The sequence below is a fragment of the Streptomyces sp. NPDC101227 genome, assembly GCF_044767545.1.
In the GTDB taxonomy this organism is placed as follows: Bacteria; Actinomycetota; Actinomycetes; order Streptomycetales; family Streptomycetaceae; genus Streptomyces.
Genome location: NZ_JBIWOD010000007.1, coordinates 360,110 through 375,875, shown reverse-complemented (window position 1 = coordinate 375,875; position 15,766 = coordinate 360,110). Strand labels below are relative to the sequence as shown.

The following is a 15,766-nucleotide window of genomic DNA, read 5'->3' as shown; positions in this document are numbered from 1 at the left end:
CACCGGGCAGGCTCACGGAGTACGCCGCTACTCGCCGCACCCACCGCCAACCGAGTGAAAGCGGACAGGAGCGCCCATGCCCGGACCCCGTCTCTCTACCGTGGAGCGGATACAAAGGACAAAACCCCGCAAAGCATCAATAGCCCAGGTGAGCCCATGATCGGTCGCATCCCTGTACTGGACATCCGCCCGCAGATCGATTGCGGCCGCCGACCGGCCAAGGCGGTGGCCGGCGAGACCCTGGAGGTCTCGGCAACCGTATTCCGCGAAGGCCATGACGCGGTCGCCGCCAATGTGGTGCTGCGCAATCCCGCCGGCCGCTGCGGCCCCTGGACCCCGATGACCGAGGCCGCGCCCGGCACCGACCGCTGGACCGCCGAGGTCACCCCCGGCATCGAAGGCCGCTGGACCTACACCGTCGAGGCCTGGTCCGATCCGCTCGCCACCTGGCGCCGGCACGCCGCCATCAAGATCCCGGCGGGCATCGACACCGAGCTGGTCCTCGCCGAGGGCGCCGCCCTGCACGAACGGGCCGCCGCCGACGTCCCCAAAAGCGACGGCCGCGAGGCGGTGCTCGCCGCCGTGGACGCGCTGCGCAACGGCAAACTCCCCGCCGCCACCCGCCTCGCCGCCACCCTCGACCCCGAGGTCACCGGCGCCCTGGCCCGCCATCCGCTGCGCGAACTGCTCACCGTCTCCCGGCCGATGCCGCTGGTCGTCGAGCGCCGACGGGCCCTGTACGGCTCCTGGTACGAGCTCTTCCCGCGCTCCGAGGGCGCCATCACCGCGCCGGACGGCAGCGTCATCAGCGGCACCCTGCGCACCGCCGCCGAACGCCTGCCCGCGGTCGCCGCGATGGGCTTCGACGTCGTCTATCTACCGCCCGTGCACCCCGTCGGGACCGCCTTCCGCAAGGGCCCCAACAACGCGCTGTCCGCCGGTCCCGGCGATGTCGGCTCCCCCTGGGCGATCGGCTCCTCCGACGGCGGCCATGACGCCCTCCACCCGGACCTGGGCACCTTCGAGGACTTCGCGCACTTCGTGCGCACCGCCCGCGAACTGCGGATGGAGGTGGCCCTGGACTTCGCCCTCCAGTGCTCCCCCGACCACCCCTGGGTCGACCAGCGCCCGCAGTGGTTCCACCACCGCGCCGACGGCTCCATCGCCTACGCGGAGAACCCGCCGAAGAAGTACCAGGACATCTATCCCATCGCCTTCGACACCGACTTCCGCGGGCTGGTGCGCGAGACGGAACGGGTGCTGCGCTTCTGGATGGACAAGGGCGTAAGGATCTTCCGCGTCGACAACCCGCACACCAAGCCGGTGGTGTTCTGGGAGAAGGTGCTCGCCGACATCAACCGCACCGACCCCGATGTCCTCTTCCTCGCCGAGGCATTCACCCGCCCCGCGATGCTGGGCACCCTCGCCAAGATCGGCTTCCACCAGTCGTACACGTACTTCACCTGGCGCAACACCAAGCGGGAACTGACCGAGTACCTCACCGAACTGTCCGGTGAGAGCGCCGACTACCTGCGCCCCAATTTCTTCGTCAACACCCCTGACATCCTGCACGCCTACCTCCAGGAAGGCGGCCGCGCGGCCTTCGAGACCCGCGCCGTACTGGCCGCCACGCTCTCCCCGACCTGGGGCGTCTACGCAGGTTACGAGCTGTGCGAGGCGACGCCGCTGCACCACGGCAGCGAGGAGTACCTCGACTCGGAGAAGTACCAACTGCGGCCCCGCGACTGGGATGCGGCCGCCCGCGAGGGGCGTACCATCGCCCCCCTCATCACCGCGCTCAACCGCATCCGCCGCCGGCATCCCGCGCTCCAGCAACTGCGCAACCTGCACTTTCACCACGTCGACAACGACTCCGTGATCGCGTACTCCAAGCGCGCGGGAGACGGGGACGAGGCCGACACGGTGCTCACAGTGGTCAACCTCGATCCGCACCACACCCACGAGGCGACGGTGTCGTTGGACATGCCGGAACTCGGCCTCGGCCGGCACGATTCCTTGCCGGTGCGCGACGAGCTCACCGGCGACACCTACCACTGGGGCAGGGACAACTATGTGCGCCTGGAGCCGGGCCGCTCGCTCGCGCCCGCTCATGTGCTGTCACTGCGACCGTCCTCACCGATCGGAGGGTCACCCAATTGATCGTCAATGAGCCCGTCCCCGACACGTTCGAGGACACACCGGCGAAGGACCGCGATCCCGACTGGTTCAAACGGGCCGTCTTCTACGAAGTCCTGGTGCGCTCGTTCCAGGACAGCAACGGCGACGGCGTCGGGGACCTCAAGGGCATCACGGCCAAGCTCGACTATCTGCAATGGCTGGGGGTGGACTGCCTCTGGCTCCCGCCGTTCTTCAAATCCCCGCTGCGGGACGGCGGATACGACGTCTCCGACTACACCTCGGTGCTTCCCGAGTTCGGCGATCTCGCCGATTTCGTGGAATTCGTGGACGCCGCGCACCACCGCGGAATGCGGGTCATCATCGATATGGTGATGAACCACACCAGCGACCAGCATCCGTGGTTCCAGGAGTCCCGCACCGACCCGGAAGGGCCGTACGGCGACTATTACGTCTGGGCCGACGACGACAAGCAGTACGGCGACGCCCGGATCATCTTCGTCGACACCGAAGCATCCAACTGGACCTTCGATCCGGTGCGCAAGCAGTACTACTGGCACCGCTTCTTCTCCCACCAGCCGGATCTCAACTACGAGAATCCGACGGTCCAGGAGGAGATGATCTCCGCCCTGCGGTTCTGGCTCGACCTGGGCATCGACGGCTTCCGGCTGGACGCCGTGCCGTACCTCTACGCCGAGGAGGGCACCAACTGCGAGAACCTGCCCGCCTCGCACGCCTTCCTCAAGCGGGTCCGCGCCGAGATCGACGCGCATTACCCGGACACGGTGCTGCTGGCCGAGGCCAATCAATGGCCGGAGGACGTCGTCGACTACTTCGGCGACTACGCCGTCGGCGGCGACGAATGCCATATGGCGTTCCACTTCCCGGTCATGCCCCGGATCTTCATGGCGGTACGCCGCGAATCCCGCTACCCGGTATCGGAAATCCTCGCCAAGACCCCGGCGATCCCCTCCGGCTGCCAGTGGGGCATCTTCCTCCGCAACCACGACGAGCTGACCCTCGAAATGGTCACGGACGAAGAACGCGACTACATGTACGCGGAATACGCCAAGGACCCGCGGATGCGCGCCAACATCGGTATCCGCCGGCGGCTGGCCCCGCTGCTCGACAACGACCGCAATCAGATCGAGCTCTTCACGGCACTGCTGCTCTCGCTCCCCGGTTCGCCGATCCTCTATTACGGCGACGAGATCGGCATGGGCGACAACATCTGGCTCGGCGACCGCGATGCGGTGCGCACGCCGATGCAGTGGACGCCGGACCGCAACGCCGGATTCTCCTCCTGCGACCCGGGCCGGCTCTCGCTGCCGACCATCATGGACCCGGTCTACGGGTACCAGGTCACCAACGTCGAGGCGGCGATGAGTTCGCCCTCCTCGCTGCTGCACTGGACCCGCCGGATGATCGAGATCCGTAAGCAGAACCCGGCGTTCGGGCTCGGCAGCTACACCGAACTGCCCTCCTCCAACCCGGCGGTGCTCGCCTATCTGCGGGAGTCGCCCGGTGCCGGCGGCGCGGACGACGACCTGGTGCTGTGCGTGAACAACTTCTCGCGCTTCGCGCAGCCGACGGAGCTGGACCTCCAGGCGTTCAGCGGCCGTCATCCGGTCGAACTCATCGGTGGCGTCCGCTTCCCGCCGATCGGTGAACTGCCGTACCTGCTCACCCTCGCGGGTCACGGCTTCTACTGGTTCCGGCTGCGCAAGAACCCTGCGTGAACGGCGCCTGACGGAGCCTCCCCGACCCGCACGGGCTCCAAGAAATCCGCCCGTACGCGGCCGCACGCGCGTACGGGCGTTTTTTGACCTTTCGCTCGGGCACGCTCCCTACTACCGCACGGGCCGCGTGAGTCACCGGCGGTCCCCGGGATCCAGGGGCCCGCCGCGCAAGGCATGCAGCGCCACCCCCGACTCCGTCTGGGGGTACCCCCACCGCGCCGCCGCACAGTCAAGGCCGCATTCCGGGACACTTTGGGCTATCTGTCGTGTGCCCGGGGAAAGGACGCGACGCCATGTCGGACACCGCCTCGACCCGTGCCATCCGCAACACCCCTGACCGCCCGCTCGTCGCCGCACCCGATCTGCTGTCCTCGCTCGCCCCCCTGCTCGCCGCATGGGTGCCCCGACAGCGCTGGTTCGCCGGCAAGGGACGGCTGATCACCGGCTTCTCGCTGCTCTCGGCGACCGAACTGCTGCCGTGCACGGCCGACGGCACACCGGGAATACTGCAGCTGCTCGTGCGCGCCCAGCAGGCGGCGCCGCCGAGCCGGGCCACCGTCGCGGGCGACTGCTATCAACTGCTGCTCGGCGTACACCCCGCGCTGCCGCCGCAGCTCGCACCCGCCGTGATCGGCCGTCCCGCCGGCGGCCCGCTGCGCGGCCGCAGCGTCTATGACGCACTGCTCGACAACCGGCTGTGCGGGCTGCTGCTGGAACGGCTGCGGGTGCCAGGACGGATCGGCGCGCTGCGCTTCGACCGCGAGGAGGGCCTCGACATCCCCTCCGGACTGCCGGCCCGGCCGATCGCGACCGAGCAGTCCAACTCCTCGATCGTGTACGGAGATTCGTTCATCCTCAAGGTCTTCCGGCGGATCGCGCCCGGCATCAACCCGGATCTGGAGCTGCCCCGCGCGCTGGCCGACGCCAAGTGTGCGCGGGTGCCCGCGCCGGTCGCGTGGTTCGAGGCGGAGGCCGCCGAGGCGGACGGCGAGCCGACCACCCTTGGCGTCCTCCAGCCGTATCTGCCGGGCTCCGCCGACGGCTGGCAGCTGGCCCTCAACGCGCTGTCCGTACGCGCCGACTTCACCAGCTCGGCGCGGGCGCTCGGCCATGCCACCGCCGAGGTCCACACCGCCCTCGCCCAGACGCTGCCGACCACGGAGCTGCACCGCCCGCAGCTCGCCGCGATCGCCGCCCGGATGACCGGGCGACTGGAGGCCACCGCCCGCGCGGTGCCCCTGCTCCAGCCCTACTGCCCCCGGCTGCGGGAGGCCTTCGACGCGCTGGCCGGCATCGGCGGGGACGGGCACGGCTGGGCCGCCCAGCGCATCCACGGCGATCTGCATCTGGGCCAGACGCTGCGCTCCGCCGACGAGGGCCGCTGGTCGCTGATCGACTTCGAGGGCGAACCGGCCCGGCCGCTGGTCGAACGGCGGCGCCCGCAGCCGGCGCTGCGCGATGTGGCCGCGATGCTGCGCTCCTTCGACTACGCGGCGCGCAGCGGACCGGGCGGCGGCGATCCCTGGTCGCTGGAGTGGGCCCGGCGCACCCGCGACGCCTACTGCCAGGGCTATGCCGAGGCGGGCGGGCTCGACCCGCGCTCGGCGCCCGAGCTGATGCGCGCCTACGAAACCGACAAGGCCGTCTACGAGGTGCTCTACGAGGCCCGGCACCGGCCCGACTGGCTGCCCGTCCCGATGGCCGCCATCCGGCGGCTGGCGGCGGGCGCCTGACCCGTACCCCCTGTGAACCCGCCGGCTCCGGCCGATCCCCCGCCCCGCCCCGAGGAGGCACCCCACGTGACCGCCCGCCCGTCACCCACCACCACCCCGGCCGGAACCGCTTCGCGGTGCCCCTCTGAATCGCCGTCACCCACCACCACCCCGGCCGGAACCGCTTCGCGGTGCCCCTCTGAATCGCCGTCGCCCGCCGCCACCCCGGCCGGAACCGCTTCGCGGTGCCCCTCTGATTCTCCGCCCGCCGCCTCCCGGGGGCAGAAGCCCAAGGCCGCCGGTCGTGGGGTACGGGCCGCCGCCCCGCTCGGCGACGAGGACCGGGGCCGGCTGCTGGGCGGCACCCATCACGATCCGCACGGGCTGCTCGGCGCGCACCCGGTACGCGGCGGGCTGCTCTTCCGCACCCTGCGGCCGTACGCCACCAGCGTCACCGTCGTCGCCAAGGGGCTGCGCGCCACCCTGCACGCCGAGGGCGACGGGCTGTTCGCCGGGGTGCTGCCGCTGCGCCGGATCCCCGAATACGAGCTGCTCGTCGAGTACGAGGACAGCACGGTGACGGCGCGGGACCCCTACTGCTTCCTCCCCGCGGTCGGCGAGCTCGATCTGCATCTGTTCGCCGAGGGCCGGCACGAGCAGCTGTGGCGGGCGCTCGGCGCGCGGACCATGGACCACCAGGGCGTCACCGGCACCCGCTTCACCGTCTGGGCCCCCAACGCGCAGGGCGTCCGGATCGTCGGCGACTTCAACTTCTGGGACGGCACCGCCCACCCGATGCGCTCGCTCGGCTCGACGGGCGTCTGGGAGCTGTTCGTCCCCGGCATCGGCGAGGGCGAGCTCTACAAGTTCGAGATCACCCGGCCGGACTGCTCGAAGACCGTACGCGCCGATCCGATGGCCCGGCGGACCGAATGCCCGCCCGCCACCGCCTCGGTCGTGGAGGAGTCCCACTACCGCTGGAAGGACGACGACTGGATGGCGCGGCGCGCCGAGCGCCCCGTGCACCAGGCGCCGTTCTCCGTCTACGAGGTCCACCTCCCCTCCTGGCGCCCCGGCCTCACCTACCGCCAGCTGGCCACCCAACTCCCGTCATATGTAAAAGACTTGGGGTTCACCCACGTCGAATTGATGCCGGTCTCCGAGCATCCCTTCGGCGGGTCTTGGGGCTATCAGGTGACCGGGTTCTACGCCCCCACCGCCCGGATGGGCACCCCGGACGACTTCAAGTGCCTGATCGACGCGCTGCACCGGGCCGGGATCGGCGTCCTGATGGACTGGGTGCCGGCGCACTTCCCGCGGGACGACTGGGCGCTGGCGGAGTTCGACGGGCGCCCGCTGTACGAGCACCAGGACCCGGCACGGGCCGCGCACCCGGACTGGGGCACCCTGGAATTCGACTACGGCCGCACCGAGGTCCGTAACTTCCTGGTCGCCAACGCCGTGTACTGGTGCGAGGAGTTCCACATCGACGGCCTCCGCGTGGACGCCGTCGCCTCCATGCTCTACCTCGACTACTCCCGCGAGGAGGGCGACTGGACGCCGAACATCCACGGCGGCCGGGAGAACCTCGACGCGGTCGCCTTCCTCCAGGAGATGAACGCGACGGTCTACCGCCGCTGCCCCGGCGTCGTCACCATCGCCGAGGAGTCCACCGCCTGGGACGGTGTCACCCGCGCCACGCACCACGTCGGCCCCGGCGGCTTCGGCGGCCTGGGCTTCGGGCTGAAGTGGAACATGGGCTGGATGCACGACTCGCTGGTCTACGTCTCCAAGGAGCCGGTGCACCGCAAGTACCACCACGGCGAGCTGACCTTCTCCATGATCTACGCCTACTCCGAGAACTATGTGCTGCCGATCTCCCACGACGAGGTGGTGCACGGCAAGCGGTCGCTGGTGTCGAAGATGCCCGGCGACTGGTGGCAGCAGCGCGCCACCCACCGCGCCTACCTCGGCTATATGTGGGCGCATCCCGGCAAGCAACTCCTCTTCATGGGCCAGGAGTTCGCGCAGGGCGCCGAATGGGCGGAGAGCCACGGCCCGGACTGGTGGCTGCTGGACCCGTCGTACGAGGCGGCGCCGGACCATCGGGGCGTCCGCGATCTGGTCCGCGATCTGAACCGCGGCTACGCGGACGCGCCCGCGCTGTGGGAACGCGACACCGACCCGGCCGGCTTCTCCTGGATCGACGGCGACGCGGCCGACGACAACGTCCTGTCCTTCCTGCGCCACGCCGCCGACGGCACCCCGCTGATCTCCGTCACCAACTTCTCGCCCCTCGTCCGTCACGGCTACCGTCTCGGCGTCCCCGGCGACGTCCCCGCCTGGCGGGAGGTCCTCAACACGGATGCGCTCCGCTACGGCGGGAGCGGCGTCACCAACCCCGACCCCCTCAAGCCCGAGCCCACACCGTGGAACGGCCGCGATGCGTCGCTCGCGGCGGTATTGCCGCCGCTCGCCACGGTGTGGTTCCGGCCGGTTCGCTGCGCTTTGCCTGGGCCGTACGTTGTCGGCTGACCGGCCGTGGTGTGTTCTCGCCGTTGCGCCTGCGGCGGGCGTGGTTTTTCGGGTGCGGTGACGGCCCTACACGGCTCCGCCGCTACGGTCCGTCCCCTCCCGTGGGTGGGGGGATTCTCGTGAGGGCGAGCGTTGTGTGTCCGGTGCCGGTGGTTGTGTCCACTGGGTGCACCTGACCACCGACGTACGCCCCCACCGGTCTTCTTCCCCACTCCCAACGGGGAGGGGGCGGGCCGCAGGACGGAGTCCGGAGGCCCGGTCCCGCAGCCGAACAGCCCCGCGCAAGCGGCACCAGCCCGCCGCAGGCGCCACGGCGGGAAAGCCCGACACATCGGCCGCGGCAAAGCGCAGCGGACCGGCCCGCCGCAGGCGCAACGGCGAGAAACCACCCGCGGCGGGCAAGCCAAAAACGGCCCAGGCAAAGCGCAGCGGACCGGCGAACCGGCTACCCCGACACCGGCTCGCGCGGCGGCGCAATGTCCGCCGCCGCGGGCGCACCGTGGCCCTCGACGGCCAGAGTCGCCTCGTCGAACGGCGCCCGGCCGCCCAGTACCTCGGCCACCCGGGCCTTGTCGATTTCCTTGGTCCAGGTGCCGACCAGGACCGTCGCCACCGCGTTGCCCGCGAAGTTGGTCAGCGCCCGGGCCTCGCTCATGAAGCGGTCGATGCCCACGATCAGGCCGACGCCGTCGACCAGTTCGGGGCGGTGCGACTGGAGGCCGCCGGCCAGCGTGGCCAGGCCCGCGCCGGTGACGCCCGCCGCCCCCTTGGACGCGATGATCATGAAGACCAGCAGCGAGATCTGCTGGCCGAGGGAGAGTGGCTTGCCCATCGCCTCGGCGACGAACAGCGAGGACATCGTCAGGTAGATGGCGGTGCCGTCGAGGTTGAAGCTGTAGCCGGTGGGGACGGTGATGCCGACGACCGGCTTGCTGACGCCCAGGTGCTCCATCTTCGCGATCAGCCTGGGGAGCGCCGACTCCGAGGAGGAGGTGGAAAGGATCAGCAGGAACTCGCGGGCCAGGTACTTCAGCAGCAGGAAGATGTTGACGCCGGCGACGAGGCGGAGCAGCGCGCCGAGCACCACGATCACGAACAGCAGGCAGGTGATGTAGAAGCCGATCATGATGATGGCCAGGGACTTCAGCGCGTCCAGGCCCGTCTCGCCGACCACCGCCGCGATGGCGCCGAAGGCTCCCACCGGTGCCGCCCACATGATCATGGACAGCACCCGGAAGACCAGCTTCTGCACATGCCCGATGCCGCGCAGCACCGGCTCGCCCGCCGAGCCCAGCGCCTGCAGCCCGAAGCCGACCAGCAGCGCAACCAGCAGCGTCTGGAGCACCTCGCCCTTGGTGAAGGCGGAGACCAGCGTGGTGGGGATCATGTCGAGCAGGAAGTCCGGCAGGCTCTCGCCGGGGCCCGCGCTCTGCGCCTGGCCCGCGTGGCGCACGGTCTCGGTCAGATGCAGGCCGGACCCGGGCTCCAGGATGTTGCCGACGACCAGGCCGATGGCCAGCGCGACGGTCGACATCACCATGAAGTAGCCGAGCGCCAGTCCGCCGACCGCGCCGACCTTGGCGGCCTTACGCACCGAGCCGACGCCCAGCACGATGGTGCAGAAGATGATCGGCGAGATCATCATCTTGATGAGGTTCACGAACCCGGTACCGAGCGGCTTGAGCTGCACGGCGACGCCGGGTGCGGCAAAGCCCACGATGATGCCGAGCAGTACCGCGCCGATCACGGCGAGATAGAGGTAGTGGGTCCGGTCCCGCTTGGCGGGTGCGGTCTCCTTGGCGGTGCCCCCACGTGGCGGGGTCGTTGCAGCCACGGCTGCCTCCTCGGGTTGCGGCTGTGCGCGGATCTGCGGCTCTGTGCACAACAAGTCCCGGCGACTATGCACGCCGTTGTGGCGCCCGTCACCCTTACGTGCATTTCGTTCACGCGAGAGTGACCGCGCGGCCCGCCGCGAAAGTGACCGTGCAGACTGTTCTGTATGCGACTCCCCCGTCCCCGGCCGCCCCGGCTGCGCCGCCCGCGCAGTCTGGCAGGGCAGCTGTTCGCCATGCAGGTGGTGCTGGTGGCGGCGGTCGTGGCGGGCTGTGCGCTGTTCGCGTATCTGAGCGCCCAGCGGCAGGCGGAGGAGACGGCGCGGCGCCAGACGACCGCCGTGGCCACCGCCGTCGCCGATTCACCGGCGGTCGTGGCGGCGGCCCGTACGAAGGACCCGGCGGCCGCGCTCCAGCCGTACGCGGAGCGGGTGCGGCGCGATGCGCGGGTGGACTTCGTGGTGGTGATGGCGCCGGACAAGACGCGCTGGACGCACCCGGATCCGTCCGCGATCGGCAAGAAGTACCTGGGACACATCGGGCCCGCGCTGCGCGGCCGGATCGTCCCCGAGACCTATCTGGGGACGCTCGGGCCGTCGGTACGGGTGGTCGCGCCGGTCCACGACCCGCGGCGCGGCGGCCGGATCACCGCGCTGGTCAGCGCCGGGATCACCATCGAGACGATCAGCGCGCAGCTGCGGGATCAGGTGCTGGCGGGGATCGCGGCGGCGGCGGGCGCGCTGGCGCTCGGCGGGCTCGGGACGTATGTCATCAACGCCCGGCTGCGGCGGCACACCCACGGGATGAACGCCGCCGAGCTGAGCCGGATGCACGACTACCACCAGGCCGCGCTGCATGCGGTGCGCGAGGGGCTGCTGATGCTCGACGGGCGGCACCGGGTCGACCTGATCAATGACGGCGGACGGGAGCTGCTGGGGCTGTCCGGCGACGCGGTGGGCCGGCCGGTGACGGAGCTGGGGCTGCCGGGGCCGCTGACCGCGGCGCTGCTGGCGCCCGGTCCGCGCGTCGACGAGCTGCATCTGACCGCCGAGCGGGTCCTGGTCGTCAACTCCTCCCCGGTCTCCGGCGGGGAGCAGCGCGGCAGCGTCGTTACCTTGCGCGACCACACCGAACTCCAGGCGTTGTCGGGCGAGTTGGACTCCGTGCGGGGCTTCGCCGAGGCGCTGCGCTCGCAGGCGCACGAGGCCGCCAACCGGCTGCACACCGTCGTCTCGCTGATCGAACTGGGCCGGGCCGAGGAGGCGGTGGACTTCGCGACCGCCGAGCTGGAGCTGGCCCAGGCGCTGACCGACCAGGTCGTCGGCGCGGTCGCCGAGCCGGTGCTCGCCGCGCTGCTGCTCGGCAAGGCGGCGGGGGCCAACGAGCGGGGCGTCGAGCTGACCCTGACCCCCGACAGCCGGATCGACGACGGGCTGCTGCCGCCGGGTCTGCCCGCCCGCGACCTGGTCACCGTGCTGGGCAACCTCATCGACAACGCCATCGACGCGGCCGCCCCTCCCCAGGCGGCGGTGGTCGTGTGGTCGGACACCGACCTCAGGGCGGAACCACGAACGGCCCCTGCCCCGGCCGACCGCGCCGCGGGGCGCCCCGCCGTAAGCGTCACCGCGCGGGCGACGCGGGACGGCGAGCTGCTGCTCGTCGTCGCCGACAACGGCCCGGGGGTCGCCGCTGACGCCACCGAGGAGGTCTTCCGGCGCGGCTGGTCCACCAAGGCCGGGCCGGGCCGCGGCCTGGGCCTCGCCCTGGTCCGCCAGGCCGTGCACCGCAACCGCGGCAGCATCACCCTCGACCGGGCGCCGGAGGGCGGCGCGCGGTTCACCGTCCGGCTGCCGCTGGGCGCCGCCGGCGGGCCGGCCACGAGAGGAACCGCGCGGTGAACGAGAGGAGGGGCCGGTGAGCGCCCCCGACATCCGGGTCCTGGTCGTCGAGGACGATCCGGTCGCCGCCGACGCGCACGCGCTGTACGTGGGGCGGGTGCCCGGCTTCACCGTCTCCGGCACCGTCCGTTCCATGGCCGCCGCCCGCCGCCACCTCGACCAGCACGCCGTCGACCTGCTCCTGCTCGACCTCTATCTCCCCGACGGCCACGGCCTGCACCTCGTACGGGCGCTGCGCGCGGCCGGGCACACCGCGGACATCATCGCCGTCACCTCGGCCCGCGATCTGGCGATGGTGCGCGAGGGCGTCTCGCTGGGCGTGGTGCAGTACGTGCTGAAGCCCTTCACCTTCGCCACCCTGCGCGACCGGCTCACCCGTTACGCCGCGTTCCGGGCGACCGCGGGCGAGGCCAGCGGCCAGGACGAGGTGGACCGGGCGATCGCCGCGCTGCGCCCGCCGCGGCCGGCCGCGCTGCCCAAGGGGCTGACCGCCGCGACCCTGAGCGCGGTGACCGATGCGCTGCGGGCCGCCGAGGGCGGGCTGACGGCGGCTCAGACCGCCGCCGATGTCGGGATCTCCCGGATCACCGCCCGCCGCTATCTGGAGCATCTCGTCGACAGCGGCCGGGCCGCCCGCGCCCCGCAGTACGGCCAGGTGGGCCGCCCGGAATTGCGCTACCGCTGGTCGGGGCATTGACCGGCTGTGAGCGGTGACTTACTTTCGGCGGGCAACCCACCGAGGTTAGTTGGAGGTCGCCGTGCGCCCCACCGCCCCGCTGATTCTGCTCACCGCCGCCGTCCTGGCCGCCGGCACACTCACCGCCTGCGGCAGCGGGGCCGGGAGCGACCGGAACACCGTCAAAGTCGCGTTCATCAAGGACACCAACGGCAAGGTCCTGGTCCGCGACCAGTACATCAGCCTGGTGGCGAGGGAATTCGAGAAGGCCAACCCCGGGAAAAGGGTCCAGCTCATCCCGATCCAGGCGTCGGAGAACGACTACTACACCAAGATCCAGCAGATGATGCGCTCCCCGAAGACGGCGCCCGATCTGGTCTACGAGGACACGTTTCTGGTCAACTCCGATATCAAGGCGGGGCTGTTGCGGCCTCTGGATCCGTATCTGGCCAAGTGGGACGACTGGCGGCAGTTCGAGGCGAGCGCGAAGGCCGCGGCGCGGGCTCAGGACGGCAAGACGTACGGCGTCCCGGACGGCACGGACACCCGGGGGCTGTGGTTCAACAAGAAGATCTTCAAGAGGGCGGGGCTGCCGGCCGACTGGCGGCCCCGGAACTGGGACGAGGTCCTGGACGCCGCCCGTACCGTCAAGGCCAAGGTCCCCGGTGTCATCCCGCTGAACGTCTTCACCGGCAAGGGCGCGGGCGAGGCCGCCGTGATGCAGGGCTTCGAGATGCTGCTGTACGGCACCGGCGAGCAGCCGCTCTACGATCCGGCGGCGAAGAAGTGGGTCACCGGCAGCAAGGGCTTCCGGGACAGCCTGGACTTCATCGACACGGTCTACAAGGAGAAGCTGGGGCCCGACGTCTCCGACGCGCTGAGCCCCAACATCCAGACGAACGTGGCCGCCGAGCTGCTGCCCGAGGAGAAGCTCGCGATCGATCTGGACGGCTCGTGGCTCGGCCAGCAGTGGCAGAAGACCGGGGGCGGCAACCCCTGGCCCGAGTGGTCGACGACGCTCGGCCAGGCGCCGTTCCCCACTCAGCACGGCGCCGCACCCGGCAAGGTCAGCCTGGCCGGCGGCTGGACCTGGTCCGTGCCGCAGAAGTCCCGGCAGCCCGCTCTGGCCTGGAAGCTGATCCAGACCTTCCAGTCGAAGAAGAACGCCCTGGAATGGTGTGTACGGGGCGCACAGATCGCGGTCCGCAAGGACGTCGCGGCACAACCGCGCTATCGGAAGTCCGTCCCCGGCATCGGCTTCTTCACCGGGCTGGTCAAGATCAGCCGGTACCGGCCCGCGCTGCCCGCCTACCCCAAGGTCTCCGCGGCCATCGGTGAGGCGATGGAGGCCGTCACCGCCGACTCCGCCTCGCCCGGCCAGGCCGCCAAGGACTACGACGAGCAGCTGTCGGCCGTCGTGGACGGCCAGGTCGTCGCCAAGCCATGACCGGCGCCGTCACCGAGGCCGGCGCCGTCACCGGGGCCGCGCGCCCGGCCCGTACGTCCCCCGTCCGCCGCGGCCTGCTGCGCTGGTCCCCCCTCGCCCCCGCCACCGTCCTGCTCCTGCTCTTCCTCGCCGGCCCCATCGGTTACTGCGTCTACATCGCCTTCACCGACACCCAGCTGACCGGCCAGGAGTCCGCGTCCTTCGTCGGCCTCGCCAACTTCCGGCACGCCCTCACCGACCGCAACTTCGTCAACGCGGTGGTGCTGACCCTGGTGTTCACCCTGCTCTCCTCGGTGCTCGGCCAGAACACCCTGGGGCTGGCGCTGGCGGGGCTGATGCGGCGCGCCTCGCGGCCGCTGCGGTCCCTCGCCGGCGCGGTCGTGATCACCGCCTGGGTGATCCCGGAAATCGTCGCCGGCTTCCTCCTCTACAGCTTCTTCCAGCGGCGCGGCACCCTCAACGCCATCCTGGAGTGGCTCCATCTGCCCACCCAGAACTGGCTGTTCACGCTCCCCATCCTGGCCGTGTCCTTCGCCAACGTCTGGCGCGGCACCGCCTTCTCGATGCTCATCTACTCCGCGGCGCTCGACGCGATCCCCCAGGAGGTCACCGAGTCCGCCCAGGTCGACGGTGCGGGCGGGCCGCGGCGGCTGTGGCACATCACGCTGCCGATGATCCGCCGTTCCATCGGCACCAATCTGATGCTCAACACCCTCCAGACGCTGTCCGTCTTCGGCCTGATCTGGGCCATGACGCGGGGCGGGCCGGGCAATCGCAGCCAGACCCTCCCCGTGTTCATGTACGACCAGGCGTTCCTGAAGTCCCTGATCGGCTACGGCACGGCGGTGGCGCTGCTGCTGCTCCTGGTGGGCGCGCTGTTCTCGGCGGTCTATCTGCGCCTGATGCGCGAGGAGACGTGAGGAGCGGCCGGGCGGTCCGCGCGCGGCGCGCCCGCCGCCTCGCCGCCGACGCGGCGCTGCTGGCCGTCGCCGTCGCCTTCGCGATTCCGCTGGTCTGGCTGGTGCTGTCGTCGCTGAACCCCGAGGCGACGCTGCGCGTGCGGCTGCCGGAGTCCCCCACGCTGGGGAACTTCTCGGCCGTGCTGACGGACGACATCACGTTCACGCCGATGGTCAACAGCCTGCTGCTGTGCGGCGGCGCCACCCTGGTCACGGTCGTCTGCGCGGCGCTGGCCGCCTATCCGCTCTCCCGTTTCCGGGCCCGCTTCAGCCGTCCGTACCTGCTGACCGTCCTGTTCTCGACCTGTCTGCCGATCACCGCGGTGATGGTCCCGGTCTACGGCCTGTTCGTCCAGGTCAACCTGATCGACACGATGTCCGGCACCGCGCTGTTCCTGGCCACCGCGCAGCTCCCGTTCGCCATCTGGCTGATGAAGAACTTCATGGACGGCGTACCGACGGTCCTGGAGGAGGCGGCCTGGACGGACGGCGCCTCCTGGCGGCAGACCCTGCTGCGGATCGTGCTGCCGCTGATGGGCCCCGGCCTGACCGTCGTGACGATCTACACGTTCATCATGATGTGGGGCAATTTCTTCGTCCCCTTCATGCTGCTGCTCTCCCCCGACCAGCTGCCCGCCTCCGTCAGCGTCTTCACGTTCTTCGGCAACGAGGGCAGCGTGGCCTTCGGGCAGCTGGCCGCCTTCTCCATCCTGTACTCCACGCCGGTGATCTTGCTGTATGTGCTGATCGCGAGGCGGCTGGGCGGCGGGTTCGCGCTCGGCGGGGCGGTGAAGGGCTAGCCCGGCATACCGGCCATCCGGTACGGCGGGCC

Annotated in this window: 10 protein-coding genes; 9 read left to right on the top strand and 1 reads right to left on the bottom strand. The window is 70.8% G+C overall.

The window, feature by feature from the left end:
• The first annotated feature begins 156 nt into the window (after positions 1-156).
• From ACIRPT_RS19390 to glgB, 4 genes are all read left to right on the top strand, one after another.
• Entirely contained in the window at positions 157-2,160 is a 2,004-nt protein-coding gene (locus ACIRPT_RS19390; protein ID WP_403828462.1) for a maltotransferase domain-containing protein, read from the top strand.
• Entirely contained in the window at positions 2,157-3,875 is a 1,719-nt protein-coding gene (gene treS, locus ACIRPT_RS19385; RefSeq protein ID WP_403501776.1) for a maltose alpha-D-glucosyltransferase, read from the top strand. Before ACIRPT_RS19390 ends, treS begins: the two co-directional genes overlap by 4 nt.
• Positions 3,876-4,168: 293 nt before the next feature.
• On the top strand, positions 4,169-5,608 hold the full coding sequence (locus ACIRPT_RS19380; RefSeq protein WP_403828460.1) for a maltokinase: 1,440 nt from the start codon (positions 4,169-4,171) through the stop codon (positions 5,606-5,608).
• A 330-nt stretch (positions 5,609-5,938) separates the two neighbouring features.
• Entirely contained in the window at positions 5,939-8,122 is a 2,184-nt protein-coding gene (glgB, locus tag ACIRPT_RS19375) for a 1,4-alpha-glucan branching enzyme (protein ID WP_403828643.1), read from the top strand.
• 445 nt (positions 8,123-8,567) lie between these two features.
• Here the strand turns inward: glgB and ACIRPT_RS19370 are convergent, their stop codons facing one another.
• The gene (locus tag ACIRPT_RS19370) at positions 8,568-9,956 is read right to left on the bottom strand and encodes a cation:dicarboxylate symporter family transporter (protein WP_403828458.1); all 1,389 of its coding nucleotides are present in this window, start codon (positions 9,954-9,956) and stop codon (positions 8,568-8,570) included.
• Between the two features lie 165 nt (positions 9,957-10,121).
• On the opposite strand from ACIRPT_RS19370, the gene ACIRPT_RS19365 reads away from it, so the two are divergent.
• The 5 genes from ACIRPT_RS19365 to ACIRPT_RS19345 all read left to right on the top strand — a co-directional run bounded on the left by ACIRPT_RS19365 (position 10,122) and on the right by ACIRPT_RS19345 (position 15,734).
• On the top strand, positions 10,122-11,852 hold the full coding sequence (locus ACIRPT_RS19365) for an ATP-binding protein (protein ID WP_403828456.1): 1,731 nt from the start codon (positions 10,122-10,124) through the stop codon (positions 11,850-11,852).
• Positions 11,853-11,868: 16 nt separating this feature from the next.
• Entirely contained in the window at positions 11,869-12,549 is a 681-nt protein-coding gene (locus ACIRPT_RS19360) for a response regulator (protein ID WP_403501763.1), read from the top strand.
• Between the two features lie 61 nt (positions 12,550-12,610).
• Positions 12,611-13,975, top strand: a complete 1,365-nt coding sequence (locus tag ACIRPT_RS19355) for an extracellular solute-binding protein (RefSeq protein WP_403828454.1) — start codon at positions 12,611-12,613, stop codon at positions 13,973-13,975.
• The gene (locus tag ACIRPT_RS19350; protein ID WP_403828452.1) at positions 13,972-14,895 is read left to right on the top strand and encodes a carbohydrate ABC transporter permease; all 924 of its coding nucleotides are present in this window, start codon (positions 13,972-13,974) and stop codon (positions 14,893-14,895) included. The genes ACIRPT_RS19355 and ACIRPT_RS19350 overlap by 4 nt, the downstream gene beginning before the upstream one ends.
• Complete coding sequence (locus ACIRPT_RS19345; RefSeq protein ID WP_403828450.1) at positions 14,892-15,734, top strand: carbohydrate ABC transporter permease; 843 nt, start codon at positions 14,892-14,894, stop codon at positions 15,732-15,734. The genes ACIRPT_RS19350 and ACIRPT_RS19345 overlap by 4 nt, the downstream gene beginning before the upstream one ends.
• Positions 15,735-15,766: the final 32 nt, after the last annotated feature.

Coding starts and splice junctions, on each gene's coding strand:
- ACIRPT_RS19350 (WP_403828452.1), top strand. CDS start 13,972: ATGACCGGCGCCGTCACCGAGGCCGGCGCCGTCACCGGGGCCGCGCGC.
- ACIRPT_RS19390 (WP_403828462.1), top strand. CDS start 157: ATGATCGGTCGCATCCCTGTACTGGACATCCGCCCGCAGATCGATTGC.
- ACIRPT_RS19380 (WP_403828460.1), top strand. CDS start 4,169: ATGTCGGACACCGCCTCGACCCGTGCCATCCGCAACACCCCTGACCGC.
- ACIRPT_RS19365 (WP_403828456.1), top strand. CDS start 10,122: ATGCGACTCCCCCGTCCCCGGCCGCCCCGGCTGCGCCGCCCGCGCAGT.